General features: G+C 39.7%; 25 protein-coding genes. 17 read left to right on the top strand and 8 right to left on the bottom strand.

The genetic code is table 11. The annotated features are described in order from the left end of the window. The first annotated feature begins 46 nt into the window (after positions 1-46). A complete protein-coding gene (gene clpB, locus J7I96_RS03635; protein ID WP_214925587.1) occupies positions 47-2,635 on the top strand; it encodes an ATP-dependent chaperone ClpB in 2,589 nt (862 codons plus the stop codon). 82 nt (positions 2,636-2,717) lie between these two features. Here the strand turns inward: clpB and J7I96_RS03630 are convergent, their stop codons facing one another. Further along, positions 2,718-2,909 carry a YjzD family protein gene (locus J7I96_RS03630; RefSeq protein ID WP_096339807.1) on the bottom strand — a complete coding sequence of 64 codons (192 nt, stop codon included), beginning with the start codon at positions 2,907-2,909 and terminating at the stop codon, positions 2,718-2,720. A gap of 295 nt (positions 2,910-3,204) precedes the next feature. On the opposite strand from J7I96_RS03630, the gene J7I96_RS03625 reads away from it, so the two are divergent. The 3 genes from J7I96_RS03625 to J7I96_RS03615 all read left to right on the top strand — a co-directional run bounded on the left by J7I96_RS03625 (position 3,205) and on the right by J7I96_RS03615 (position 5,267). Then, on the top strand, positions 3,205-3,927 hold the full coding sequence (locus J7I96_RS03625) for an alpha/beta fold hydrolase (protein WP_214769230.1): 723 nt from the start codon (positions 3,205-3,207) through the stop codon (positions 3,925-3,927). A 102-nt stretch (positions 3,928-4,029) separates the two neighbouring features. Next, entirely contained in the window at positions 4,030-4,863 is an 834-nt protein-coding gene (locus J7I96_RS03620) for a Rossmann-fold NAD(P)-binding domain-containing protein (RefSeq protein WP_214769228.1), read from the top strand. 221 nt (positions 4,864-5,084) lie between these two features. Further along, positions 5,085-5,267, top strand: coding sequence for a ComZ family protein (locus J7I96_RS03615; protein ID WP_034314525.1), 183 nt, complete (start codon positions 5,085-5,087; stop codon positions 5,265-5,267). 41 nt (positions 5,268-5,308) lie between these two features. Here J7I96_RS03615 and J7I96_RS03610 read toward each other — a convergent pair whose 3' ends face one another. Then, complete coding sequence (locus J7I96_RS03610; RefSeq protein WP_053534136.1) at positions 5,309-5,530, bottom strand: hypothetical protein; 222 nt, start codon at positions 5,528-5,530, stop codon at positions 5,309-5,311. 189 nt (positions 5,531-5,719) lie between these two features. On the opposite strand from J7I96_RS03610, the gene J7I96_RS03605 reads away from it, so the two are divergent. From J7I96_RS03605 to J7I96_RS03590, 4 genes are all read left to right on the top strand, one after another. Then, positions 5,720-6,655 carry a beta-ketoacyl-ACP synthase III gene (locus tag J7I96_RS03605; protein ID WP_034314519.1) on the top strand — a complete coding sequence of 312 codons (936 nt, stop codon included), beginning with the start codon at positions 5,720-5,722 and terminating at the stop codon, positions 6,653-6,655. A gap of 50 nt (positions 6,656-6,705) precedes the next feature. After that, positions 6,706-7,944 (top strand): beta-ketoacyl-ACP synthase II, encoded by a 1,239-nt coding sequence (fabF, locus tag J7I96_RS03600; RefSeq protein WP_214769225.1) that lies wholly within the window; start codon positions 6,706-6,708, stop codon positions 7,942-7,944. Positions 7,945-8,070: 126 nt separating this feature from the next. Beyond that, entirely contained in the window at positions 8,071-8,835 is a 765-nt protein-coding gene (locus J7I96_RS03595) for a DUF2268 domain-containing putative Zn-dependent protease (protein ID WP_214769210.1), read from the top strand. A gap of 114 nt (positions 8,836-8,949) precedes the next feature. Then, positions 8,950-9,705, top strand: coding sequence for a YjbA family protein (locus J7I96_RS03590; protein ID WP_034314514.1), 756 nt, complete (start codon positions 8,950-8,952; stop codon positions 9,703-9,705). A 251-nt stretch (positions 9,706-9,956) separates the two neighbouring features. Here J7I96_RS03590 and trpS read toward each other — a convergent pair whose 3' ends face one another. Then, a complete protein-coding gene (gene trpS, locus J7I96_RS03585; protein ID WP_214769207.1) occupies positions 9,957-10,943 on the bottom strand; it encodes a tryptophan--tRNA ligase in 987 nt (328 codons plus the stop codon). A 566-nt stretch (positions 10,944-11,509) separates the two neighbouring features. On the opposite strand from trpS, the gene J7I96_RS03580 reads away from it, so the two are divergent. Then, positions 11,510-12,655: a putative glycoside hydrolase gene (locus tag J7I96_RS03580; protein WP_251025156.1), complete on the top strand. Its 1,146-nt coding sequence runs from the start codon at positions 11,510-11,512 to the stop codon at positions 12,653-12,655. A gap of 51 nt (positions 12,656-12,706) precedes the next feature. On the opposite strand, the gene J7I96_RS03575 is transcribed toward J7I96_RS03580, so the two are convergent. Next, positions 12,707-12,895, bottom strand: a complete 189-nt coding sequence (locus J7I96_RS03575; protein ID WP_034314508.1) for a hypothetical protein — start codon at positions 12,893-12,895, stop codon at positions 12,707-12,709. Positions 12,896-12,991: 96 nt separating this feature from the next. Here J7I96_RS03575 and J7I96_RS03570 point away from each other — a divergent pair, with 96 nt between their 5' ends. From J7I96_RS03570 to pepF, 6 genes are all read left to right on the top strand, one after another. Continuing rightward, positions 12,992-13,573 (top strand): GNAT family N-acetyltransferase, encoded by a 582-nt coding sequence (locus J7I96_RS03570; RefSeq protein ID WP_063577057.1) that lies wholly within the window; start codon positions 12,992-12,994, stop codon positions 13,571-13,573. A 797-nt stretch (positions 13,574-14,370) separates the two neighbouring features. After that, positions 14,371-14,766, top strand: a complete 396-nt coding sequence (gene spxA, locus J7I96_RS03565) for a transcriptional regulator SpxA (protein ID WP_034314502.1) — start codon at positions 14,371-14,373, stop codon at positions 14,764-14,766. Positions 14,767-15,259: 493 nt separating this feature from the next. Further along, a complete protein-coding gene (gene mecA / locus J7I96_RS03560; RefSeq protein WP_214925590.1) occupies positions 15,260-15,928 on the top strand; it encodes an adaptor protein MecA in 669 nt (222 codons plus the stop codon). Between the two features lie 90 nt (positions 15,929-16,018). Beyond that, a complete protein-coding gene (cls, locus tag J7I96_RS03555) occupies positions 16,019-17,527 on the top strand; it encodes a cardiolipin synthase (protein WP_311315250.1) in 1,509 nt (502 codons plus the stop codon). A 97-nt stretch (positions 17,528-17,624) separates the two neighbouring features. Continuing rightward, positions 17,625-18,833, top strand: coding sequence for a competence protein CoiA (locus tag J7I96_RS03550; RefSeq protein WP_214769199.1), 1,209 nt, complete (start codon positions 17,625-17,627; stop codon positions 18,831-18,833). Positions 18,834-19,000: 167 nt separating this feature from the next. Continuing rightward, positions 19,001-20,818 carry an oligoendopeptidase F gene (gene pepF, locus J7I96_RS03545; RefSeq protein WP_214769197.1) on the top strand — a complete coding sequence of 606 codons (1,818 nt, stop codon included), beginning with the start codon at positions 19,001-19,003 and terminating at the stop codon, positions 20,816-20,818. A gap of 927 nt (positions 20,819-21,745) precedes the next feature. On the opposite strand, the gene J7I96_RS03540 is transcribed toward pepF, so the two are convergent. From J7I96_RS03540 to J7I96_RS03525, 4 genes are all read right to left on the bottom strand, one after another. Beyond that, complete coding sequence (locus J7I96_RS03540) at positions 21,746-22,639, bottom strand: ClpXP adapter SpxH family protein (protein ID WP_214769183.1); 894 nt, start codon at positions 22,637-22,639, stop codon at positions 21,746-21,748. Next, positions 22,636-23,040, bottom strand: coding sequence for a globin domain-containing protein (locus J7I96_RS03535; RefSeq protein WP_053534150.1), 405 nt, complete (start codon positions 23,038-23,040; stop codon positions 22,636-22,638). The genes J7I96_RS03540 and J7I96_RS03535 overlap by 4 nt, the downstream gene beginning before the upstream one ends. A gap of 232 nt (positions 23,041-23,272) precedes the next feature. After that, positions 23,273-23,941 (bottom strand): lytic transglycosylase domain-containing protein, encoded by a 669-nt coding sequence (locus tag J7I96_RS03530; protein ID WP_311380706.1) that lies wholly within the window; start codon positions 23,939-23,941, stop codon positions 23,273-23,275. Positions 23,942-23,963: 22 nt separating this feature from the next. Then, a complete protein-coding gene (locus J7I96_RS03525; protein ID WP_214769180.1) occupies positions 23,964-24,542 on the bottom strand; it encodes a CYTH domain-containing protein in 579 nt (192 codons plus the stop codon). Positions 24,543-24,861: 319 nt separating this feature from the next. Between J7I96_RS03525 and yjbM the strand changes: the two genes are divergently transcribed. Beyond that, a complete protein-coding gene (gene yjbM, locus J7I96_RS03520; RefSeq protein WP_095390113.1) occupies positions 24,862-25,482 on the top strand; it encodes a GTP diphosphokinase in 621 nt (206 codons plus the stop codon). A 49-nt stretch (positions 25,483-25,531) separates the two neighbouring features. Next, a complete protein-coding gene (locus J7I96_RS03515) occupies positions 25,532-26,326 on the top strand; it encodes an NAD kinase (RefSeq protein WP_053534153.1) in 795 nt (264 codons plus the stop codon). Positions 26,327-26,332 lie beyond the last annotated feature (6 nt).

Genomic DNA, 26,332 nt, shown 5'->3' with positions numbered 1-26,332 from the left:
ACCAGTTGGGATTCGTTCATGATATAGATGAATGGGAGGTTTCAAGATGGATATTAATAAAATGACGGAGAGAACCCAGCAGGCATTCACTGGCGGTCAGGAACTAGCCAATGAAAGAGGGAATCCTGAGCTGACGGAGCTTCATTTATTAAAGGTCTTAATGGAACAGGATGAAATTTTATTAATCAGGATTTTATCGGAATCTGGTAAACCGGTGAATCTATTTGATATAGAGCTGGATAAGGAATTGGATAGATTACCGGAAGTGAGCGGGGGTGTTTCCCAGGTTTACATGTCATCCTCCCTACAGCAAATTCTGACGGCTGCAGAAAAGGAAATGCAGAAGTGGGAGGATGAATACTTATCTGTCGAACATATACTGCTTGCATCTTTGCAAGTCAATAAAACGAATGTAAACAGGCTATTTTCATCATATGGAATTGATTATGATAAAGCAAAACGGGTTATAAGCGATATAAGGGGGAATCAGCGAGTGACTAGTCAAAATCCTGAAAGCACTTATGAAGTATTGAAAAAATACGGCAGAGATCTCGTTGCTGAGGTTAAATCGGGTAAGGTCGATCCAGTAATCGGTCGAGATACGGAAATCCGTAACGTCATCCGGATCCTTTCACGGAAAACGAAAAATAATCCTGTATTAATAGGAGAACCTGGAGTAGGTAAAACAGCGATTGTCGAGGGGTTGGCTCAAAGGATCGTCAGGAAGGATGTGCCGGAAGGTTTAAAAGATAAGACCGTTTTTTCACTCGATATGAGTGCACTTGTCGCAGGGGCCAAATTCCGAGGTGAATTTGAGGAACGCCTAAAAGCAGTGTTGAATGAGATCAAGAAGAGTGACGGCAAAATTCTCTTATTCATTGATGAATTGCATACAATTGTCGGTGCAGGAAGAACGGATGGCGCCCTTGATGCCGGAAATATGTTAAAGCCGATGCTTGCGCGCGGTGAGCTGCATTGTATCGGTGCAACGACCCTTGATGAATATCGGCAATATATTGAAAAGGATCCGGCTTTGGAACGCCGTTTCCAACAGGTTCTGGTTCCTGAACCGGATGTTGAAGATACGATTTCCATTTTGCGGGGATTAAAGGAACGGTTTGAAATTCATCATGGCGTCAGGATACATGATCGGGCGATCGTTGCAGCCTCTGTCCTTTCGAACCGCTATATAACGGAGCGATTTTTACCGGATAAAGCGATCGATCTTGTGGATGAAGCATGTGCGATGATCCGCATGGAAATCGACTCCATGCCATCCGAGTTGGATGAAATCACGAGAAAAGTCATGCAACTTGAAATTGAAGAAGCGGCCCTGAAAAATGAAGACGACCCTCAAAGCAAAGCAAGGCTGAAAGTGCTCCAAAAAGAACTATCAGAACTTCAGGATCAAGCGAATAGCATGAAATCCAAGTGGCAAATGGAGAAATCAGCGCTTCAAAAGGTACAGGACAAACGTGAAGAGCTTGAGAAACTGCGTCACGAACTGGAACAGGCAGAGAATGACTATGACCTTAACCGGGCAGCTGAACTTAGGCATGGAAGGATTCCGCAGCTTCAAAAAGAATTGGAAGCAATGGAAGACGAATTGGAAAAGGAAAAACAGGAATCACGATTGCTTCGCCAGGAAGTGACGGAGGAGGAAATTGCCTCGATTGTTGCAAGGTGGACAGGGATTCCGGTAAGCAAGCTGGTGGAAAGTGAAAGGGAGAAGCTGCTTCGCCTATCAGATATCCTGCATGAACGTGTAATCGGTCAAGGAGAAGCGGTGGAACTCGTATCCGATGCTGTTTTAAGAGCAAGGGCTGGCATAAAAGATCCAAACAGGCCAATCGGTTCATTCATTTTTCTTGGGCCGACTGGTGTCGGTAAAACCGAATTGGTAAAAGCTTTGGCAGAAACGTTATTCGATAGTGAGGAACATATGATCCGAATTGATATGTCGGAATATATGGAGAAACATTCCGTGTCCCGACTTGTTGGTGCACCTCCCGGTTATGTAGGATTTGAGGAAGGCGGCCAGCTTACGGAGGCTGTTAGGAGAAACCCATACTCCGTCATATTATTGGACGAAATTGAAAAGGCGCATCCGGAAGTCTTCAATATTTTACTGCAAATGTTGGACGATGGAAGAATAACAGACTCCCAAGGCAGAACAATCAACTGTAAAAATACGGTCATCATCATGACTTCCAATATCGGTTCCCATTTCTTATTGCAATCGAACCGGATGGATGGTGGCATTGAAGAAGAAATAAAAGATCAGGTCTTTAAAGAATTAAGAGGGCATTTCCGTCCGGAATTCTTGAATCGAGTTGATGATATTGTTTTATTCAAACCACTGACAAAACAAGAAATCGTTGAAATCGTAGATAAAATGGTTCATCAATTACAAGTGAGGTTAACTGAACAAAATATAGTCCTCAACGTCACAAAAGCGGCTAAGGAATTCATTGCGGATCAGGGATATGATCCGGTATATGGAGCAAGACCGCTGAAGCGATTCATCCAAAAGCATCTCGAAACGAAAATCGCCCGTAAAATCATAGCTGGGACTGTTGAGCTTAAAGAAGGAATCACGATTGATTATGATCATGATGAATTGGTCCTCATATAAAAACGTCGCCATGCAGTTTACCCGTAAGCAAAGTATGGTATAACAAAAAGGACATCCTAAAAAGGATGTCCTCTTTTGCTTCTTAATGTTGATGGGAGTCTTTAGCTGGCCCAGCAGGCAAGATAGCAGGGATGATAAGAATCAGGATAGAAGCAGCCAATCCTAAAATCGTTCCCTGAGCAGCATCGTATGAAACTCCGATCATGGAAGAAACAACATATACAGTCATATGCACTAATAAGAATGTCCAAAAAATTGTCCAAGCATAACGCATCGAATTTCACCTCATTCCACTACATTCATTTTTATCTTACCATAATTAATATACAGTTAAAACGTGTTTTTAATAATAACCTTTAAATTATTCAATACATTAAATCATAAGAGAATTTTTTGGGCATACAAGTTGGTTCAAAACTTCAAAAAGGAAATTATAGGGGAAAATAAAAACAAAAGTCGTCCCTGCTTGGTTAATTTAAGATAAGAAGTTAGGCGTTTCCACTGACCCTTTCTATTTTTCGTCATAAATTAATATAGTAGTAGTAATATTCCTTAAAGGAGTTTGAACGATGGAACAACGAACTTTTCAAATTGATGACCAATGGAATATCATCTATTATCCAGAGCGGCCCAGTGGTTTTTCCGTATTGGTAATTGGAGACCGTAGTCATTTTGTCGAAAAAGACAGCAGCTTTTGGCTGCAGCATCCTGGCAGGCTGCAGATACTGGAATATTTAAAGGAATACGGATACACGCTATTTTCTTCCAATTTTCACGGAGCCAACTGGGGCAGTCCTAAAGCACTGGACCTTTCCCTTAACCTATATATTCTTTTCATGAAAAAAGAAATTGTCAATCAAAGGGTTCATATATTGGCAGAGGGGACAGGCGCACTACTTGCCCTAAAGCTAATGAATGAACTTGGAAATAAAATTCGGTCTGTCGTATTGATCGATCCGGTTTTTTCCTTGAAAGCACAACTGGAAAAAGAAAAGGAAAATAAGTTCTTCTATAAAAAGTGGCTGTCAGAGGTTGCTGCTGCATATGAGCTCGATCCGGCAGAATGTGAACAGCATATCATGGACACTGAAGATTCAGTTATCGCAGAGAATATCCCCATGAAAGTGATTCAGGTTTTTGGAAGCTTACGGAAAGAGCAAGCCTCCCTTTATCGGCAAATCCAGCTGGCTAGAAAAGCAGACTTGCAGCTGACGTATATATTGCCCGAAAAACGTTATAAAATCCCCTATCAAATACAAAAGTTTTTCAATGAGAATGAAGAGATTTTATGAGAAAAGATATATTTTTACAATAGTTTGCATACGATACAGCATCTAAAAAAACTAGACGTGCCGGGTGAAGTGGGCTTGATGGCATACGAGGAGGCTGTATTTATGCAAACAAACATTGTCATTGGCACTTATCGATTTGTGGGATTCTATGTGACTCAATATTTCTTGAATCAAGGGAAAGAAGTAATCGGAATCGATTGGGATGATTCCGAAGCAAATCAATATATTATGGAAGAAAAAGAACTTGAAATAGGAAGGAATTCAAATTATATATACTTTCCGATAAATAAACTTAAATTATTGGATATTTCACAGCAGGACACGGTGTTCATCTCTTGTTACGATATTCAAAGCGGCAAAATGGACAAAATCGATTTTCTGATAGGCGAAATCGTTTCCTTCATTGAGAAATGCAAAAATGGCAAGAATGAAACGCCCAATTTCGTTCTTTTCATGCCCATTGAAAAAGATGTCAGTATATTTCATTCCATATTAAGCTCGATTCGTGGAATCGATTCTGCAAAAATCATATTTTTACCGACGATTTATGGACCTTGGCAATCGGAAGGCATGAGCTTTGAAGCTGGAATCAATCAGCTTGGGCAGTCTGATATCAAAGCGGCAATTACTGCCGAATATACCTTTGATGCCCTCTATATCACTGATTTTGTTAATGCCTTGGAAGGGGTGCTAACCTCAAGTTCCGATAGGGACATCCAATTATGCAGCTCTATTGATGATCATTGGATTGAATGTGCCAAGCTAATATTTGGTGAAAGCATGGATTCATTCACTCCCCAACAATCAACAACTAAAATCAATAAAGGAACAATATTTGAAGTGCAATGTAAAATGGAACCGGAAGAAGGCATTGCATTACAAAAAAAACATAATAAACGATTAAACTTACTTAAAAAGTGGAGAAAGCGTGATTAAACAATTATTTTCTTATTTGAGCAGAACAAAACGGTATATTTGCCTCTAATCTATATGTCTTGTACTATAATGTACAAGGATAGGAATAACATCAAAAGATATCCATGATTTTATATGTACGCCCTTTACGAAAGGGTTCTGTGGAATTATGATATTATTGTGCATTATTTGGGCATCACAAATCAATTGATGAATATTCAAAAGATAGGGGGGAAACGCGAATGAGTTCAGATAAAACTCTTGAATTTATGGGAATCGCCATGAAATACTTCCCAGAGGCTAAAGCGAAGCTTGAGGCAAGCGGGATTCCATTTTCAATGGAGATGGCAGAGCCATTCATGGAGCTCTTTAAAAGCGTAATGCAAGAAGCTTATGAGCTTGGCAAACAAGATGCTCAGCGTTAATTAAAGGCAGGCTGTCCCGATAAAGGGCAGCCTTAATTTTTTTATTCTTTTTTCAAGAACTTGGCGATCAATGGGTTCAGATTGATTTTATCAATGGTCGGTTTGTATTGACTGTATAAGCCCATCAATGTTTCAACGCTCGCCATTAATTGCAAGTAATCCACCTTCGATTCCTCTTGCTCCGGTTCGGGTTTCCTGCCAAACATCAAATTCGAAAAATGATCATCCGGGTTTCGTTCGCGGTTACGATTGAAAATGTCCATAATGAGTTCCTCCTTACTCCTTTTATTAATAATCTATGTCCCTGAAATTCCCCTGGCATAGGCGCTTGACCGGCTTCAGAAAGAGATTTCTTGCTTAACTCTTGCAAGGAAGTCTTTTTTTATATAAAATTAGTACCAGGTAATAATAGATGATTATAATAACTCATTAAAATATAAGGGGATGGCAAGATGAATGCTGGAATACTAGGCCTTGGCCGCTACTTACCCGACAAAATCGTTACAAATGCGGATTTAGAAAAAATTATGGACACTTCTGACGAGTGGATCCGGACCAGGACGGGTATTGAGGAAAGAAGAATTGCAAATGATGATATTGATACTTCAGATATGGCTTATGAAGCCGCAAAGGCTGCATTGAAAAATGCGGAAATTTCGGCTGAAGAGATAGATATGATTCTTGTGGCTACCGTTACACCTGATCAGTCGTTTCCTTCTGTCGCTTGCATGATTCAAGAGAAATTGGGAGCGATGAAGGCAGCTGCGATGGATGTAAGTGCGGCATGTGCCGGATTCATGTATGCAATGATCACGGCACAGCAATTTATTAAGACAGGTGCATATAAGCATGTGTTGATTGTCGGTGTTGAAAAACTTTCGAAAGTAACCAATTGGGAAGACCGTAATACGGCTGTCCTATTTGGTGACGGAGCGGGTGCAGCTGTACTTGGACCTGTATCTGATGGCAAAGGGGTCCTTTCCTTTGAATTAGGGGCAGATGGAACTGGCGGGAAGCACTTATTACAAGAAGGAGATTTCATCCATATGAATGGACGTGAAGTATTTAAATTTGCTGTCCGTCAAATGGGGGAATCCAGCCTGGGTGTATTGGACAAAGCTGGTTTGACAAAGGAAGATGTGGATCTGCTTGTTCCGCATCAAGCAAACATACGCATAATGGAAGCCTCAAGGGAACGCCTGGGTCTCCCGCTTGAAAAGATGACAAAAACGGTTCATAAATATGGAAATACTTCATCAGCGTCCATTCCAATGGCCCTTGTGGAAGAAATGGAAGCAGGAAGAATCAAGGACAATGACTTAATCGTCATGGTCGGCTTTGGTGGTGGCCTTACATGGGGAGCGATCGCTCTTAGATGGGGTAAATAAAAGAAGAAACAAATCGTAAGAGCTTTAAAAATAGGAAGGAGCCATTTTCAATGACTAATCGTCGTGTAGTTGTAACAGGTATTGGAGCAATCTCTCCAGTTGGTAATGATGCAGAAACTGGATGGAAGAATATAATCGAGGGGAAATCGGGAATAGGGCCTTTAACTCGTTTGAATGCTGAAGAATATCCCGTTAAAGTGGCTGCTGAAATCAAGGACTTTGATATAGAAACATATATAAATCGTAAAGAAGCGCGCAAAATGGACCGTTTTACCCATTATGCAATTGCAGCTTCCGTTATGGCATACAATGATAGCAAGCTGGAAATAACCGATGAAAATGCTGCACGTGTCGGGGTCTGGATCGGTTCGGGTATCGGCGGGCTGGAGACACTTGAAACACAGCATGAAAACTTTTTAAACAGGGGATATAAACGGGTTAGCCCATTTTTCGTTCCAATGATGATACCGGACATGGCAGCCGGCCAGGTTTCTATCTTACTGGGTGCAAAAGGAATCAATTCATGTACGGTAACAGCCTGTGCAACAGGAACAAACTCAATTGGTGATGCGTTTAAAGCCATTCAACGGGGCGATGCCGATGTCATGATTACAGGCGGGGCCGAAGCGCCAATCACAAAAATGTCGGTTGCAGGCTTCTGTGCAAATACGGCTTTGTCGACAAATCCTGATCCACAAACCGCTAGCCGTCCTTTCGATCTAAACCGTGATGGTTTCGTAATAGGTGAAGGAGCTGGAATCATTGTTCTGGAAGACCTTGAACATGCATTGAATAGAGGAGCCAAGATTTATGCTGAAATAGCTGGTTATGGCTCAACTGGAGATGCCTTCCATATTACCGCTCCGGCACCAGGTGGAGAAGGCGGTGCAAGAGCCATGAAAATTGCAATTGAGGATGCAGGTTTGAATCCTGAAGACATCCAATATGTGAATGCCCACGGAACGAGTACGCCATACAATGACAAGTACGAAACGATGGCAGTCAAAGAAGTCTTTGGCGACCATGCTAATAAACTTGCGATAAGTTCCACTAAATCAATGACAGGCCATATGTTAGGGGCAGCAGGCGGTGTGGAAGCAATATTCACGATTCAGGCAATCAGGGACAGCATTTTGCCTCCAACCATCAATATTGAAACACCAGACCCTGAATGTGATTTGGACTATGTCCCGAATCAAGCAAGGAAGAGCGAAATCAATGCAGCCATCAGCAATTCACTTGGATTCGGTGGACATAACGCAACGATTCTTTTCAAGAAATATCAATAATTTTTGAAGGAAAAGCAGATCTATTGGGATCTGCTCTTTTTTATGTTGAAGGGAAAAGGGATATATTGTGTCATCCGCCTTCATTAAATCATACGATAGTCAATAGAAGCGGAGGTGTATGGGGAAATGGGAGTCATTTCAACCAATGAATGGATGAGGAGGGACTTCAACCGGCCGATCCAGATGATGGAAAGACTTAAAAGCACTTTCAACGATACCCTTGATGCGGAAATGATTTATCATCATTTATTGAAGCATGGCATGTATTCGCCGAATCAAAAAACAAAACTCACATGGGAAGACTTACAGGAAAACGATGTATGGGAAAAAACACAAAGCTTGTTTACAGCTTATAAGAAGCTATGGGGAGGGCCTGATGTTCCCATATATATTTTCCCGCTCATGTCTACAGGGATGTGGAATAAAAAAGTTGAAACGAAGTCAGGGTTGGCCTTTAAAGATAAACTATTCCTTTTTTACGGAAAGGGGATAGCCGAAAAGGAAATGGAGGCCTTGTTGATTCATGAATACCATCATGTTTGCCGTCTGCATCATTTGAAAAAGGACCAAAAAGAATTCACTCTCCTTGATACGATGATCATGGAAGGACTGGCGGAAAGAACGGTGGGAAAATATTTAGGAACCAAATATTTAGCGAATTGGACTAATTTATATCAGGAAGATAAACTAAGAGAATATTGGAGAAAGCATTTAGAGGAAAAGCACACGATAAAACGTACAGATCCTCTTCATGATGTACTTCTGCTTGGGACAAAAGGATATCCATATATGCTTGGATACTGTAGTGGCTATTACTTGGTGAAAAATTTTGAAAAACTCTCCGTGAAAAGATCATTCATTATTCAATCTGAAGAATTCTTATCAAAATAGAGTTAATATATACGTTCTTTTTTTCTTAATCTGTTTTCTAGAATAGGAATAAATTGTATGGTTCCTGCCTATACTGATTGACAAACAGAAATTTGTTTAAGTGAGGGATGAATGATGCTATATCTTCATGATGTATGGGTTAACTGGTTTGAAGGAGAAGAAAACGGCTATAATATTTGTCATTTTCATGAATGGAGGAAAGATGACGGGATCGAACTGCTAGATCAAGTTCCTTTGTTGAAAGTGTCATCAACATTGTTCCACTACATAGAAAACGACTTGTCAGAATTACCTAAGCCGTTGCTGAATGATGTTTATCAAAAAGCATATGCTAGGAAAAATCATGAGCGAATTCAGCTTGACTATTGTTTTATCGTGACTGATGGAAATGGAATTTTAGCTGTTGATACGATAGGTTATCATATTCCGATTAGGAAAAGCAGAATAATTCCCCGGCAGGAACAAATTGTTTATGACATGATAGAAAACCATGATGAGATGGATTACACCTTTACTGAAAAACCTACATCTGAGAAAGAATATCATATTTTGTCGCCGTCTCCCTTATTCATGAACGGTTTGACAAGAAAAGAAAGACAGCTTAAGCAATTGCTATTCATGGCCATGGACCAATTATTCACGGCGAAAAACACTGCTGAAATCCGCTATTGGTACACAGAATGGGCCCCTGAGAAATATGAAAGCATTCAAGAAATGGATTTTCAGATAGCTTGGCTTGAGTTATATGAAGAAATGAAGGAAGGCTGGTCAGAGAAGCACCTTCAACTTTGTGAAAACCTTGTGAAGGGGCAGCCTTTTTTTGAAAAGCTTTGGCAAGTGGAGGCTGGCGATAGCCCATCGATTTTATGAACAAAAAAGACGATCCGTTAAGGATAAGTCTTAGATTGTAGACAGACTTGATGAAAATCGAATCTGTCTACAGTTTTTTATGTACAATTTGAAAATTTGCCTGAGCCAGCGGAGGAGTGACATATTTGGCAAGAATGTGATAAGGAATCACGAGAGGTCAACTTCTCCAAACAAACAAAAGGTTTCGGAATGATATCATTCCGAAACCTTTTGTTTACACACTGAGACAATCCGTTGAGAATCGTCTTCTTTTATCTCTTTCTGCCAAGTCCCATGCCATTATACATTTTTCTGATCATTTTATTGGCTTCAATATTCGCCTTTTCTGCACCGCGGTCCAGAATTTCATCCAATTCAGGTGAATCGATCAATGCATTATAGCGTTCTTGGATTGGTAGGATTTCTCCAAGAACCACCTCAGCCAAATCACTTTTAAAGTCACCATAGCCTTTGCCCTCATACATCTCTTCAATTTCTGAATAGGATTTTCCACTGAAAATGGAGTATATGGACATCAGGTTGGAAACACCTGCTTTGTTTTCCTTATCGTAACGGACAATTCCTTCCGAATCGGTAACTGCGCTCTTGATGTTTTTTTCGATTTGCTTCGGATCATCCAATAAGGCAATCGTCGCCTTTTTATTAGGATCGGATTTGCTCATTTTCTTGGTTGGTTCCTGAAGGGACATGATACGGGCCCCTTCTGTAGGGAGGCTGATTTCCGGGATTTTAAATATGTCATTATGCTTTCTATTGAATCGTTCAGCCAAATCGCGTGTCAATTCAAGATGCTGTCTTTGGTCTTCCCCGACAGGGACCACATCTGTACTATAAAGGAGAATATCGGCAGCCATTAACGGCGGGTAAGTGAGCAGTGCTGCGGATACCCCTTCTTTGCCAGCGGATTTGTCCTTGAATTGTGTCATTCTCTCAAGTTCCCCAATATAGGATATACTCTGTAAAATCCAGCCTGCCTGTGCATGCGCTGGTACTTCTGATTGGATGAAGATGGTATTCTTTTCAGGATCCAGGCCAATGGCCAGATATAAAGCGGCCAATGTTTTAATGTTTTTCCTTAACTTGATGCGGTCTTGTGGAACTGTAATTGCATGTTGGTCAACAATACAAAAGAAACATTCATATTCATTTTGTAAGTTAACGAATTGTTTCATGGCTCCGATGTAATTTCCTAAAGTAACGGAACCGGATGGCTGAATGCCGGAGAAAATCCTTTTCAACTGCTAGTCACTCCTCTAAATACGTTTATTGATAAATGGATATTCGCTCTTCATTATTGTAAGGATAAATAGAAAATGAATCCACATTCTTTGAAAGAAATGTGCATGTTCCTGTGGGGAAACGCTCATTTGAATCTTGTGGAGGGCCGTTTTGTCCTGTATCGATGCCATTTTGAGAATACGAAATGTCCACTATACTGTATTTTAGCATTTATTCATATTAAATGTATAATCGAAACGGAAATCAAGCCAATAGAAAGGATTTTCGGTTTCTTTTTTTTGACATGGAAGAAATGAAGTCTTCAAGGAAAATCAAACCGTTTCACATATATCACAATGAGCAGGCCATTTTAGGGAAGGATACTCACAAGGGAGTACAGGATTGTGAACGTATTCTTAAGCTGAACTTTGTAAAGCTTTTTAAAAAATTATTTATCATATATAGGAGTAAAGTTAATCGTTTGTGGTATTAAAGAAAGGGGTTTATTATATTTGTTGAATATTGATGACTGATGGCGAATGAGGTGGAGAAAATGAAACCAATGTGTAAATGGTTGATGACAGGTATGTGCATATTCCTGATTCAACAGCCAGTTCATGCGCAAGGCATGAACGAAACCAGGCAGGTAGCATTAGAAAATAAAGAATTGCCTGCGAACGTACCGCGTTTTGTTTTTGATTCGGGGTTGAAATTCGACTATCCGGATGCTGTACGCGGAATATATGTGACAGGGCCTGCAGCGGGTGGCAATAAATTGAATGAACTTATTAAATATGTAGATGAAACCGATTTGAATGCGATGGTCATTGACATTAAGGATGACAAGGGGAACGTAACGTATAAAACGGAAGATCCTGACTCTCCATATGCTGGGATTGGTAAAGACTACATAAAAAACCCAAGGGCAATGCTGAAAAAATTTGAAGATAAACAGATTTATCCGATTGCAAGGGTTGTCGTCTTTAAAGACTCCCTTTTGGCCAAAGAGAAACCTGAATTGTCTTTTTTAGATGGTGAAAAGGTATGGAAGAATGGTCGAGGGGAAGCCTTCGTTAACCCATTCTTAAAAGAGGTGTGGGATTATAATGTCGGTATTGCCATTGAAGCGGCAAAGATGGGTTTTAAAGAAATTCAATTTGACTATGTCCGTTTTCCCGAAGGATTCGAAAATAAAGAAGACGATTTGAAATATGATGTGGGTGAATATGATGAAGCGAAAATGAGTCATACAGCCAAAAGGGTTCAGGCAGTGACGGATTTCGTAAGTTATGCGAGGAAGCAACTGAAGCCATACGATGTCGAAGTGTCAGTGGATATTTTTGGATATGCGGCTACATTGCCTGAAGCTCCTGGAATTGGGCAAAACTTCACAAAAATCTCTGAGAATGTTGATGTAATTTCCTCGATGATCTATCCGAGTCACTGGACATCTTATTTCGGTATCGAAAAGCCTGATTTGGAGCCCTATAATCTCGTTAAGGAATATGCGAAATTGGAGAATGGGAAGCTGAAGGAATTAAAAACACCACCTACTTCAAGACCTTGGCTGCAAGATTTTACTGCCTCATATTTAGGCGATGGAAATTACCAAAGGTATGGTAAGGAAGAAGTGGAAGCCCAAATAAAAGCATTGAATGATAATGGCATTGATGAATACTTATTGTGGAATGCAGCAAATCGATATACCAAGGGAGTAGACTATACCCCATGAAAAAAAGGATGACCAGGGAAGTTCCTTCCGGTCATCCAAATTCTCTCTGAATTACCGCTTTTTATTCCCGCCAACTTGACTCCACCCTGACTGAATTCGTTTCGATTGATCGAAAATATGAGAGTGACGTTTCCCGCCAAACCATTTTTCGCCGATGCCATTCGTTACAACGCCATTCACAGCCGTAATGCCAATAACGCAAGCGGCTACTAAAAAAAAGTCCAAAAAGTAGCTGATCATCAAAACCCTCCTAATATTTTCAAGCTATTCAAGTTCCATTGTAGAGGATAAGAAAAAATCTGGAAAGTATAAACTAGCAAATGAGGAGATTAAATTATGAATTGGTATGAAAAGCTAAACCAGTATTTCCCTATTGAAGAAATGAAGTCAAAAGAACACATAGAAGTTCTTTTAGAAGATAAGCAGGAAATATATAAAAAGGATGAAGGTCCCGACCATGTTTTATTATATGTGGAAGGGGACGAGTTTATATTCGTTGATTACCTTTTTGTATCAAAGAAATCAAGGGGACAGGGACTTGGAAGGAAATTAATTCAAAAGTTGCAAAAAAAGCAGAAAACGATCTTGCTGGAAGTAGAACCAGTACAGGAAAATGATGATGATACATTTAAAAGGCTGAAATTTTATAAAAGGGAAGGATTCAAGCACGCCTCTTCGATTTCCTACAGCAGAAAATCGCTTGCCACCAAGGAGAATACTCCTATGGAAATCTTATATTGGCCGGCAAATCCATCTGTTGATGAAGAAGATGTATTTGATTTCATGAAAGAGATTTATTCTGAAATCCATACTTACAAAGATGATGATCTTTATGGGAAATCTTATCAAGATGTAGATGATGTACTTAGCTTAAATGCTGGTCAGGAAGCAGATATTTTTAAAGAGATGGAAGTTTGAGTTAAAAGGGCCGGTTGTTAACCGGCCCTTTTTAGTTTGTCGAAATCATGTTTTTTAAAAGGATAATTTGGTTAATATTCAATAAAGTCATTTTGGATGTAAGTTCCAATATATTGAGAAAATTTCCATACTCCTGCAAAAATGCTTGCTAGCCGAGACCCCACAGACTCTTGCTTTGAGGAGGCTTGGCAGACAGGTCGGAGGAAAGGGAGCGGATTTCTGGCATCAACTGGATCGTTTTTGAGATTGTAGATTAACTGTCTTTTCTTATTGTGCATATTCTGCAGGGAAATGAATATCTATAACTTCTTGGATGGTAGATTACTCCCTTATTGCGGACTCTTTCGAATCACCTTTTTCACTTTTGGAAATATATGTGCTAAAAGAATGGTTTTTCTTGTAAAAGGAGGAATTTGCTTTTTATTAAAGAAAATATATTAACAGGATCTTGTTTATTAACAGGGATTGGGGGTAAATAAAAGTAACGAGATAATTAAATAATCATGAGGGCCGAATTGAGAGTTAAATGAGAATGGCAGGTATGTTTTTTCAATTAGAAAATGTGGTCTTAATGTATTACATAAAAAAATGAAATAGCTATAGTACAGCCTGAACAGGAAGTTTTAAAGGATTTTTTCAAATATCAAAAAGGGTATTCATTTTAAAAAAATTAGTGTATAATAAGGAACATGAAATACTTATTTAAAATTATTTCAAATTAGAGTGGTACTTATGAATACAATAGTAGATTTCCCCTCATAGATCACCGATTCTATATTTAGGGAGTGTGAGTAAGCATGGTAACATTATATACATCACCTAGTTGTACTTCATGCAGAAAAGCAAAAGCATGGTTAGAGGAACATGAGATTGGATATAAAGAAAGAAACATTTTCTCAGAACCGTTAACGATTGATGAGATTAAAGAAATTCTTCGAATGACAGAAGATGGAACCGATGAAATCATTTCAACACGGTCAAAAACTTTCCAAAAGTTAAACGTAAATTTAGAGAGCCTGCCTCTTCAAGAATTATATAAATTGATCAAGGAGAATCCTGGACTGTTGAGACGTCCAATTATCCTTGACGAGAAACGGCTTCAAGTTGGTTATAATGAAGATGAGATAAGACGATTTTTACCACGTAAAGTTCGTACATTCCAATTACGGGAAGCACAACGTATGGTCAACTAATAAGGTCTTTCAAGCTCTGCCAGGAAATGTGCAGGGCTTTTTCTTTATACATATCCGATTTTCCGCTGATTTTTTTATTAAATGACGGGAAACATAACAGGATTCATAGACGACAGCGGTCGTTTCTTAGCTGCAACAGGTCCCTTAACCGGTCATCATTTAAAGGGAAAATAAGAATGCAGCTCATACATGCCATGTATATAATATGACATTGACGGCAGTAAGAGTAAAATTTATTAAAGCATTATGATAGTTGCATGCGGATGTATTTTTTTATAGAATGAATGGAATATTAGGCAAACAATTGTTTTTTAGATAAGTAATGTTTTTTATTTCCCTTCTTCAAGGTTTTGTCATAAAATGATGTAAAATAGTCTGTTTTAATGGCTATCATGATTTACAGTATTCACTTACGGGTAAAGAGCTTTTAAGAGCAATTTTCGCTTGGGGGTTATTATCCCTTCAAAATGAGAAAGGAAGGGAGAGGGGAATCATGGAAATCGAACGCATTAATGACGATACAGTAAAATTTTATATTTCCTATATAGATATTGAGGAAAGAGGCTTTGATCGCGAAGAAATTTGGTACAGCCGCGAGCGAAGTGAGGAACTTTTTTGGGAAATGATGGATGAAGTGCATCAGGAAGAAGAATTCATGATTGAAGGACCTTTATGGATTCAAGTTCAAGCCCTTGAAAAAGGCTTGGAAGTTTTGGTCACAAAAGCCCAGCTTGCCAAAGATGGTCAGAAACTCGAGCTGCCTCTTTCAGATGATAAGATAAGGGATTTGAATGTATCAGACAAGATGGATACGCTTCTTGATCAACATTTTCATGGTAAAGATGAAGAAAGCGGTATGACATTCGAAGATGGTATGATTGAATTCATCACGACTTTCGAGGATTTTGAAGATGTCATATCATTGAGCAAACGTCATGGCTTGGATGATTGGACGACTAAACTTTATGTTTATCAGAATAAATATTATCTTTATATCGAATTTTCCGAAGCGGAGATTGATGAGGAAGAAATCGATAATGTTCTAAGTCTTTTATTGGAATATAGCCAGGAGTCGCCTATAACGGTGCATATGCTTGAAGAGTACGGAAAGATAGTTATCGAAAATGATGTATTCACAACGGTCGATAAATATTTCGCATAGACTGTTGAGGCCGATTTCAGTAGAAATCGGCCTTTTCGTCTAAGGGGGTTATTTTAGTGTTCCTGTGTTTGTTAATTGGAGGGAGTCTAGGTGAAGAATATAGTTGGCATCGGTCTGCTTATTCTCATGTTGGTCAGTACTTGGCATTTTCTGTTAAATGGCGTTGATGGCGGGCTGATTTTTTATTCTAGTCTTATTTTGACCCTTTTCTTGGTGATAATTGGATTCAATATTTTCCTCGAAAATCGAGATCCCATCCAGACCATAACATGGCTTGTTATTTTTTGCGCTTTCCCATTCTTCGGTTTCATTTTTTACTTTTTGTTTGGCCGTAATTTTCGGAAAGATAGGATATTTCGCAAGAAGTACTTTTTGGATAAACAGAATTTCGTGAAAATGAGCGGCGAAGCGGGATATAATGAACGAATTATGGAAATGGGCGAGCACCCTCAGCAGTTAATCACTCTTGCAAATAGGCTGGGGAATAGCCCTGTATCATTTACGACCGAAACGAGGGTTTTACGAAATGGTGAGGAGACATTCTCCAATATCATCGAAGAATTAAAAAAAGCAAGACATCATATTCATTTAGAATATTATATTGTTAGGGATGACCGTATTGGCGGATTGCTAAAAGACATCTTGATACAAAAAGTAAAAGAAGGGGTAAAGGTCCGTTTTCTCTATGATGCGGTTGGTTCCTGGAAGTTAGCTCGATCCTATATCGATGAATTGAAGAATGCAGGAGCCGAAATGGTGGCCTTTGGTCCGCTGCATCTCCCTTTATTAAATAATAAATTCAACTTTCGCAACCATCGTAAAATAATTGTGATAGATGGCTCTGTCGGTTTCATCGGCGGCCTCAATATAGGGGATGAATATTTGGGACAAGGCCAGAAATTCGGTTCTTGGCGGGATACGCATCTCATCATAAAGGGGGAAGCGGTCAGGACGTTACAGCTCATATTTCTGCAGGATTGGTATTATAGCACCAACAATAGTTTTTTAAGCGATGAATACCTCATGACCGGAATGCCGACCCATCAAGGACATGGCGGAGTTCAATTGATTGGCGGCGGGCCGGATAGTGAATGGACGATCATTAAAAGCATTTTTTTTAAGATGATCACTTCAGCAGAAAAGTCCGTCTGGATTGCCTCCCCGTATTTTGTTCCTGATGACAATATCTTACAAGCATTGAAGGTGGCTGCTTTAAGTGGTTTGGATGTCAGGCTTCTCGTCCCGAAGAACCCCGATAAACGTATCGTATTTCATGCTTCGAGAACTTATTTTCCCGAATTGCTTGCTTCTGGAGTTCGTATATTTCAATATAATGAAGGCTTCATGCATAGTAAAATCATCATTGTGGATGACCAACTGGCATCAATTGGGACAACCAATATCGATATGAGAAGCTTTCACCTTAATTTCGAAGTCAATGCATTTCTTTACCGGACGGAAAGTGCTCAGCAGCTGGTGAATGATTACATGGAAGATATAAAAGTATCCAAGGAAGTGGAGATTGATGAGTTTTCCAAACGGAATTTCGGTTTGAAATTATTGGAGTCCACTTGCCGATTGCTTTCACCCCTTCTTTAGATTGTAACTCTCTTTTATGCCGATCAGGCATTTTTTTTTGCACATTAAAAGGAATCCTAAGCGAATGAGGCGAATGTAGTGAATGAGGAGGAGATGTATGCTAACTGCGATAAATAAAGATGGGACTTGGATTACCCTCCCTGAAAAGATACCGGCAAACGAGATTGATGAATGGAGAAAATTGGCGGATTATTATTGTCCATGCTGCAAGATGGAATTGACCATCAAAGCGGGAAGCGTAAGGGTTCCGCATTTCGCCCATAAAAATAGTTCTTCATGCCGTGCTTCTTCAGAACCGGAATCCGCCTATCATATAATGGGAAAAAGAAGATTGTTTCAGTGGTTTTTATCACATGGTTATCAAGTGGATCTAGAAGCCTACCTTCCCGAAATTAAGAAAAGGGCTGATATTTTAGTGCGGATCGGAGGTAATCGCTATGCGATAGAATTTCAATGCTCAGTTATCCCCGAGGTGGAATTCATGGAAAGGTCGAGAGCCTATCAAAGCATAGGCATCAAGCCAATCTGGATCCTCGCTGCAAAAAGCATAAAAAGGAAAAGCTTTTATGAATTCAGTATATCCCGCTTCCAATGGCTCTTCGTCACCGGCAGCTTCCATCATCCGTTTCTTTGGATGTATTGCCCGGAAACTGATCATTTATCAGTATTGAAGAACCTCACTCCTTTTACCCCCAGAACCGTCTTTGCCGAATTGACAACAGCTACTCTAAAGCTCCTTCCCCCTAATCGGGCAGTGCCCCAAAACTGCTTTCATTTCCCTTTTCTGCCTGTATGGAGATATAAACGTAATGGCTGGTCCCTCCACCGAGTTAAAACAGCACGCAGATGCGATCCTTTTTTCGAAGCGCTATATTTACATCATATTTCACCTGCGACACTTCCAATTGAAGTGGGTGTTCCCGTCAGAGGGATGCTGTTGATCGAAACTGCCTCGATCGAATGGCAGGCATGGTTATACATGGATGTGTTTCAAGAGAAAACAACAGGGGAAAAGATTTATATGGCTGATATTATCCGCATTTTTAGAAAGCGTTCAAAAAAAGGGGAAATAAAGTTCAGACCGTTGCCATTGCTTCATGGAAAAACCATCGAGTATCCTATAGATCAATATATCATGCTTTTGGAACAATTGGGTTATCTATCAAGGCTGGAAGAAGGGGTTTTTAAAGTTGAAAAGGAATTTATCATTCCTTTCACCAGTGATCAAGCTCAAATTTTGGAAAAAGATTTCTATGATAAGCATAAATTGATGATGGAAAAGGGGAATATCCAGTATAATCAGTGATAACATCTCAATTTATCTTGAATTCAGATGAAATGGCAGGATTATTTTTGTGAATGGAGAAATAGTAATAAGAACTGGGAATTAAACAGAATGAAGCATTGCAGTGTTCAATCCGGTTTAATGAGTTAGCCCGAGGGCAAGTTTCTATAGAATGGGGAGGAATTTTTATGGCACAGGAAACAAAAACGAATACATTACCTTCAAGAAGTGAAATAGCTCCTGAAGATACGTGGAGACTGGAAGATATCTTCGCAACCGAGGAAGATTGGGAAGCTGCCTTCAAAGCGGTAAAGGAAGACCTCAAGAAAGCGGAGGCACATAAAGGGACGTTGGGGGAAAGTGCAGAAAAGTTATTTGCGGCACTCCAACTTCAAGATGAGGTTTTCGAGAAGCTAGGGAAAGTTTATTCTTATTCACATATGCGCAATGATCAAGATACTACCAATCCATTTTATCAAGGGATGGAGGATCGGGCAAAAGCTTTATACGCACAGGCAGCGGCTGCGTTTTCATATATGGTTCCTGAACTATTGAGTATTGACGAAAGTAAAGTGGAAGGATTTTTGGAAGAAAAAGAAGAATTGAAATTATATAAACATTCTTTAGAGGAAATTAATCTTCAGAGACCCCATATCCTATCAGCAGAGCAGGAAGAACTATTGGCGCAGGCATCAGAGGTACTCGATGCATCGGGCAATACTTTCGGTATGCTTAACAATGCCGATCTGAAATTCCCGACCATCAAGGATGAAGAGGGAAATGAAGTGGAAATTACTCACGGAAGGTATATCAGATTTCTTGAAAGTGAAGATCGCCGTGTACGTGAGGAGGCATTTAAAGGGGTATATAGCAAGTACGGGGAGTTCCGTAATACATTTGCTTCAACCCTGTCAGGTGAGGTGAAAAACCACAACTTCAATGCCACGGTTCGAAAATATGATTCAGCACGCCACGCGGCGTTAAGTAATAATAACATTCCGGAGACCGTATACGATAATCTCGTTAAAACGGTCAACGACAACTTGCCATTACTGCACCGTTATCTTGATTTACGTAAAAAAGTACTGGAATTAGATGAACTTCATATGTATGATCTATTCACTCCTCTTGTTAAAGAAGTGAAGATGGAAGTGACATATGACGAGGCCAAAGATTATGTCCTTAAAGGTCTTGCTCCGCTAGGGGAGGACTATTTGAACGTTTTGAAAGAGGGATTTGAAAACCGTTGGGTCGATGTGCACGAGAACAAAGGGAAACGAAGCGGTGCCTATTCTTCGGGTACATACGGGACGAACCCTTATATTCTAATGAACTGGCAAAATAACGTCAACAACTTATTCACGCTCGTTCATGAGTTTGGGCATTCGGTCCATAGCTACTATACACGTAAACATCAGCCATATCCATACGGGAATTATTCGATATTTGTAGCGGAAGTTGCATCGACTTGTAATGAAAACCTGTTGAATGATTATTTACTGAATTCAATCGAAGATGAAAAGAAACGCATCTATTTACTGAACCATTACCTGGAGGGTTTCCGTGGCACATTGTTCCGCCAAACGATGTTTGCAGAGTTTGAACATACAATTCATTTAAAAGCTCAAAATGGGGAAGCGTTGACGGCAGATATGCTTACTAAGGAATATTATGAGCTGAACAAGAAATACTTTGGCGAGAACGTGACCATTGATGAAGAAATCGGTTTGGAATGGGCTCGTATTCCACACTTCTACTATAATTATTATGTTTATCAATATGCAACCGGAATCAGTGCAGCAACTGCATTGAGCAAGCAAATCCTTGAAGAAGGAGAGCCTGCTGTCAAAAGGTATCTGGAGTTCTTGAAATCAGGAAGTTCCGATTATCCGATTGAAGTACTCAAAAAGGCCGGCGTCGATATGACAAAAGCCGAGCCTGTACAAGAAGCCATGAATGTATTCGAAGAAAAATTAAATGAGTTGGAAGAACTTTTGAATAAATAGGATGTGGAAAGGACCCGAACTCTTCGGGTCCTTTTCATCTTTATCTGGATGTCCGTCACAATCCTTTAAAACGATTTCTCTGATTTAAGCTATGAAGAATTATGAACAAAACAAAAAATAAAATAGGGGAGGTAAAATACAGAGGAATGAGGTCCATGATACCGAGTAGCTGGACAAATAGCGACCCTATCAAGAGTATGAGTAGAATAAAGCCTTTCAATTTGGTCACCTCCAACCTGGCAGCAGTAAAAACTCATCTGCTCATTATTAGATAGTATGTTTTAGAATAAGCAGTATTCTAAGAATATGACAATAATGTGAAGTTGCGCACAAAGTTCTTGCAAATAAGGTGTGTAATCTGCTATAGTACAGATATAGAAGTTATCACATCCCAAACATATACCCCTTTGTTTGTTCGTCGTGAAATTTCTCCCATCCCCTTAATCGTATAAATAGGTGAAAACCCCGGCAAATTTCGCGATTTGCTGGGGTTTTTCATTTTTATGAAATATAATGGTACCGGTAATAATAAAAGTTGAACGTAAGCTGAATTAATAAAAAGAAATGTTTAGATATTTATTGTGACACGATTCACAAACAAACGCATTCCCATACTATATCAGATATCAAAACACGTATGGCCTAAAAATTAAGACCGTCTCTTATTTAGCTATATATACCAGAAGGGATAATAAAAGAAGGGAAATTATATTGTGAACAAATTGTGAAAAGTTACACATACAGTTGAAACATAAATGGGTTATCTGTTATATTATATATTGTGAAGTGAATCACAAACAAACTTATACCCCTTTGTTTGATCGTGAAAATTTCTCCCATCCCCTTATTTCTTATAATAAAAAACCATGCAATCTTTTGATTTGCATGGTTTTTCCTTTTTAATATATAACAAAGAAGCAGTCAAATTCATGACTGCTTCTTTGTGTATCTCCAAAACGTTCCGTATTTAGCAGGAATTTTCTCTGCCAACTGTTTTAAAACAAGCTTTTTCATTTCCAACTCGACTGTATTCTTACTCATATTATAAACCGTTTCAATCTCCTTTGTGGCCACTAGTTTGAAACAGCTTAGAAATTCTTCGAGAGAGGGAGGGGTTGCGGGGGCTGGAAGACCATTCAGCATATCTTCTAAAATTTGAACATATACCTCGTAAGAATAGACACCTGAAACCTTAATTCCCTCTTCTTCAATATTTTGATTGAAAAAGACAAGGGAAGGTATTTCAGTCACTTCCATTTCGCCTGTGATTTTCATATCACATTGAAAGCCTTTGGCTGCACTGGAAGAATTGATGTCATAAAGGAATTCCTCCACATCTAATCCAACTATTTTTGCACATTCGGTCAAGACTTCGATATTGGATATATCCTTTTTACCTATGAATACATATTCTTGAAGCTGCCTTAAAAAGCGAATGGCCAATTTACGGCCCTGCAATTCTGCTGCCTTTATTGCGATGGAAGCTGTATATGGAGAAGAGATTGGGTTTTCAGACCAAAGGCTCCCGTCACAGGACATTCCCGAGCGGCTGGCTGTCTTTTCCCAAACTTGAGCAATGTTTTCAAAATTTTTATTTTTCCCCATATTAAGAGAATCGATTTTACCGCTTAAAACATGGCGTAAACTGAACAATTGGCCATATTCTATCTGTAATTTCCTAATAATTGGTTCTAAGCCCCAGCATTCGGGACAAAGCGGATCAACAAAAACATAAATTTCAATTGGCTTTTTTCCTATATCATAGCAATGCTGCGTCTTGATCCAATCGGAAATATTGAAAACTGGTTTTTGTGCGCTCAACTGTCTTCTCCTTTCCCGTCAGTTCCGGATGTATTGATCATATGCTGTGCCGTCAAATAGAGGCGGTGATAGAAAAACTCTCTAATCTCACCTTCAAGGCCAACTTCGTCCATGGCTTGATACATGCATGAGAGCCATGCTTTCGCACGTTCTGGTGTAATTTCAAAAGGTATATGTCGAGCCCGCAACATAGGATGGCCATGCTCTTCGGTATATAAAGAGGGACCGCCTAAATATTGAGTCATAAATTGTTTTTGCTTACGGACTGTTTCAGTTAAATCGTCAGGGAATATTGGCTGCAGATCCGGGTGTTGACTAACGTTGGAGTAAAACACATCAATTAATTTGTGTAATTGCCCTTCTCCAATTAATTCATATGGTGTAGGGTTCCCTTGCATCATGTTGATTACTCCTTTTAAAGAAAGATGGTTGATATTTATTCATATTTTATCAATGACGTACTGATATAACAAATATATAGCTTAAAGAAAATTTTACATCTGTAGTATGACACATGGAAATGATTGAAGATGACAGCATTTGAGGAGCTTTACCATTTGTTCAGAGTAGTGGAATAAGCATATTTAGACATGAAAAAACTGACCCGTCATAAATAAACAGGGTCAGTTTGCTTTAGCTTGAAAATGTGCCATAAACTTTTTGGACATAGTTCTGAGTTTCTTTAAAAGGAGGGATCCCGTTATATTTATCGACATTCCCTGGCCCAGCATTATAAGCAGCAAGGGCAACCTGAATGTCTCCGTCATAACGTGCCATCATTTGACTTAAATATTTACTCCCGCCCATGATGTTTTGTTCTGGATCGGTTGCATCATCCACCCCAAGGCTTTTTGCAGTTGCTGGCATTAACTGCATAAGGCCGGTTGCGCCCGCATAACTGGTGGCTTCAGGGTTGAAGTTCGATTCTTGTTTAATGACAGACTTAATCAGTTTTTCCGGGAGATTATATAAACTGGCCGCCTGGCTGATGATATGATCATAGTTTGTTGCGGTTTCGCTGCTCTGTTTGTTAGCATGGCCAGCGGAAATCGGGTTGATGCTCATGGGTGTCAGGCCGGTGGGTTGTAGAAAGGACTTCTTCGCTTCCATTTCCACATTGGATAATAAGGAACCCAATGTCTGCGAAGTGCCTACTAGAGCATCACCAGAAACCAATGCCGAGAGCATGTCCTGGAAAACGGATCGAGATGAATTTGTATTTTTTATGTTGCCGTTCGTGAATTGCTGGATTGCCTGCAATTCCATAAACGTTTTGAAATCTTGGATTTTCAAACTCTCCACCTCCGAATGGATTCAAATAGGATTATTCCTGGAATTTGGCACGATAAAACCTCTTAACCTTATTTTCGGTTTCCCTTACCGGAATTTGAAGGGTTTCAAGGAGGGTCAGGAAGTTTTTTTTCCCGGCTTTTGCATCCGTCACTTCATATTCAAGTTCAAAGTCTTCCTGATTTAAATACGAACTATGGTCTAAAACGAGTAGACCCTCTTTGAAAGGAAATTCAAAACGGTCTGTCTGTAGTGTCCCAAAGCAGGTAAAGTCTTTTGGATCAATTCCGCACTCGAGGATAAGATGTCGGATCTCGCCATCAGGGAATATGTTATGTTCCAGGAAGCCATATGCGGTTTCTTCAGGAATATCTTGATTCGTTTCCAATAATCCTTCTGTAGCGGGCTGTTTTAAAGTCAGCTCGTATCGCCCATTTTTCTCCCTGATCCTAAGTGCAGAGTCTTGCTGTTTCAAAGAGAATCCAAATGTATCGAAGTAATGGTTTTTCTGTGTTTTAAAGTTCGATGCCTCGACATGAAAGTATTCGATCAGTTGATGAAATTCTTTTTCGCTTAAGAGGTTTTTAAATTCAATTTCAATATGCTGGTTCATGTGTCCCATCCTTTCTCGCTGATTCTTAGGTTAATCATATAAGAACCATTCCAGCTGTCAAATTGAATTCAATAATTTTTTGCTATTGTACTTGAATATTTAGGAATCAATTGCAGGATATGATAAAATATAAACGTTGAGCACGAGAATTGGTCAATCGTATATATAGAAATTTAATACATATTTTTTGCTAGAGAAAGATTTAATAGGATCCAGTGGTGAATTGGCATAAAGTCATTTGGCTGCTGGGTTTAGGAGAGCGTTCTGCCCATACCAGAGTTGAACAGGCGCTTTTTAGATAGATATAGGTGGTGTGGCAATGGAGAGTTGGGACGATTTCTTGGCGCCTTATACTCAGGCTGTCGAAGAATTGAAGGTTAAGCTAAAGGGTTTAAGGAAACAGTTTGAGAGAGAGAATATTCACTCACCGATCGAATTTGTAACAGGCAGGGTAAAGCCGATTGTCAGCATATTGGATAAGGCGAGCCTAAAGGACATTCCCGTTGATAAATTGGGAACTGAGATCCAGGATATTGCAGGGCTTCGCATGATGTGCCAGTTCGTGGATGATATCGAACAGGTGGTTGAACTTTTACGAGGTCGAAATGACTTCGAGATAGTCGAGGAGAGGAATTATATTTCCCATAAAAAAGCTAGCGGCTATCGTTCTTATCATGTTGTAATCCGCTATCCGGTCCAGACGATCCATGGTGAAAAGAATATCCTTGCCGAAATTCAAATCCGGACTCTTGCGATGAATTTTTGGGCGACGATTGAACATTCTTTAAATTATAAATATAAAGGCATTTTCCCGGAAGATATTCAACTGCGACTCAAACGTGCAGCTGAAGCGGCCTTCCTGCTTGATGCAGAGATGTCGCAAATCCGTACGGAAATCCAGGAAGCACAGCGTCTTTTTTCCCGGAAGAAAGATTCTTGAACAAATAAATGGGTAAACGAGAAGAAATCTAAATTGAAGGTGGGATTACATGAAATTTGCGATTACGTCAAAAGGAGATGCGAAATCGAATACTTTAATGCAAAGGATGCGAACGTATCTTCAGGACTTTCATTTGGAATATGACGAAGATCAGCCGGATATTGTCATTTCTGTCGGTGGTGATGGCACTTTATTATATGCTTTTCACCGTTATAAGAATCGATTGGATAAAACCGCCTTTGTTGGAGTACATACGGGACATCTTGGGTTTTATGCAGATTGGACCCCTGATGAAATCGAAAAATTGGTGATAGCATTAGCGAAAACCCCATTTCAAATAGTGGAATATCCACTGCTCGAAACGATTGTCCGTTATCAGCATGGAGGACGGGAAGCCAGATTTTTGGCTTTGAATGAATCGACAGTCAAAAGTGTTGAAGGGACGCTCGTAATGGACGTTGAAATACGCGGCCAGCATTTCGAGACGTTCCGTGGAGATGGTTTATGCATTGCGACGCCGTCTGGAAGCACGGCGTATAATAAGGCGCTTGGCGGGGCCATCGTCCATCCATCAATCGATGCCATCCAGATTACCGAATTGGCATCCATTAATAACCGGGTGTTTAGAACGGTAGGATCTCCACTTCTGCTGCCGGCACACCATACATGTATGTTCAGGCCGGTCAATGCGGTCAATTTTCAAATTACGGTCGACCATTTGTCCTTGCTTCAGGAGAATGTAAAGTCGATACAGTGCCGGGTGGCAGATGAAAAGATCCGATTTGCCAGATTCCGCCCTTTTCCTTTCTGGAAAAGAGTGCATGATTCATTTATTGCTAATTAAGGAGAT

It is taken from the genome of Bacillus sp. ISL-78 (genome assembly GCF_018613455.1).
Classification (GTDB): Bacteria; Bacillota; Bacilli; order Bacillales; family DSM-1321; genus Peribacillus; species Peribacillus frigoritolerans.
This window is presented reverse-complemented; position numbering and strand designations above follow the sequence as displayed.

Coding starts and splice junctions, on each gene's coding strand:
- pepF (WP_214769197.1), top strand. CDS start 19,001: ATGGCACAGGAAACAAAAACGAATACATTACCTTCAAGAAGTGAAATA.
- spxA (WP_034314502.1), top strand. CDS start 14,371: ATGGTAACATTATATACATCACCTAGTTGTACTTCATGCAGAAAAGCA.
- J7I96_RS03570 (WP_063577057.1), top strand. CDS start 12,992: ATGAATTGGTATGAAAAGCTAAACCAGTATTTCCCTATTGAAGAAATG.
- J7I96_RS03625 (WP_214769230.1), top strand. CDS start 3,205: ATGGAACAACGAACTTTTCAAATTGATGACCAATGGAATATCATCTAT.
- J7I96_RS03580 (WP_251025156.1), top strand. CDS start 11,510: ATGTGCATATTCCTGATTCAACAGCCAGTTCATGCGCAAGGCATGAAC.
- J7I96_RS03550 (WP_214769199.1), top strand. CDS start 17,625: ATGCTAACTGCGATAAATAAAGATGGGACTTGGATTACCCTCCCTGAA.
- clpB (WP_214925587.1), top strand. CDS start 47: ATGGATATTAATAAAATGACGGAGAGAACCCAGCAGGCATTCACTGGC.
- J7I96_RS03535 (WP_053534150.1), bottom strand. CDS start 23,040: ATGATGCAAGGGAACCCTACACCATATGAATTAATTGGAGAAGGGCAA.
- J7I96_RS03605 (WP_034314519.1), top strand. CDS start 5,720: ATGAATGCTGGAATACTAGGCCTTGGCCGCTACTTACCCGACAAAATC.
- J7I96_RS03515 (WP_053534153.1), top strand. CDS start 25,532: ATGAAATTTGCGATTACGTCAAAAGGAGATGCGAAATCGAATACTTTA.
- yjbM (WP_095390113.1), top strand. CDS start 24,862: ATGGAGAGTTGGGACGATTTCTTGGCGCCTTATACTCAGGCTGTCGAA.
- J7I96_RS03610 (WP_053534136.1), bottom strand. CDS start 5,530: ATGGACATTTTCAATCGTAACCGCGAACGAAACCCGGATGATCATTTT.
- J7I96_RS03525 (WP_214769180.1), bottom strand. CDS start 24,542: ATGAACCAGCATATTGAAATTGAATTTAAAAACCTCTTAAGCGAAAAA.
- fabF (WP_214769225.1), top strand. CDS start 6,706: ATGACTAATCGTCGTGTAGTTGTAACAGGTATTGGAGCAATCTCTCCA.
- J7I96_RS03630 (WP_096339807.1), bottom strand. CDS start 2,909: ATGCGTTATGCTTGGACAATTTTTTGGACATTCTTATTAGTGCATATG.
- J7I96_RS03590 (WP_034314514.1), top strand. CDS start 8,950: ATGCTATATCTTCATGATGTATGGGTTAACTGGTTTGAAGGAGAAGAA.
- J7I96_RS03595 (WP_214769210.1), top strand. CDS start 8,071: ATGGGAGTCATTTCAACCAATGAATGGATGAGGAGGGACTTCAACCGG.
- J7I96_RS03620 (WP_214769228.1), top strand. CDS start 4,030: ATGCAAACAAACATTGTCATTGGCACTTATCGATTTGTGGGATTCTAT.
- J7I96_RS03575 (WP_034314508.1), bottom strand. CDS start 12,895: ATGATCAGCTACTTTTTGGACTTTTTTTTAGTAGCCGCTTGCGTTATT.
- J7I96_RS03615 (WP_034314525.1), top strand. CDS start 5,085: ATGAGTTCAGATAAAACTCTTGAATTTATGGGAATCGCCATGAAATAC.
- mecA (WP_214925590.1), top strand. CDS start 15,260: ATGGAAATCGAACGCATTAATGACGATACAGTAAAATTTTATATTTCC.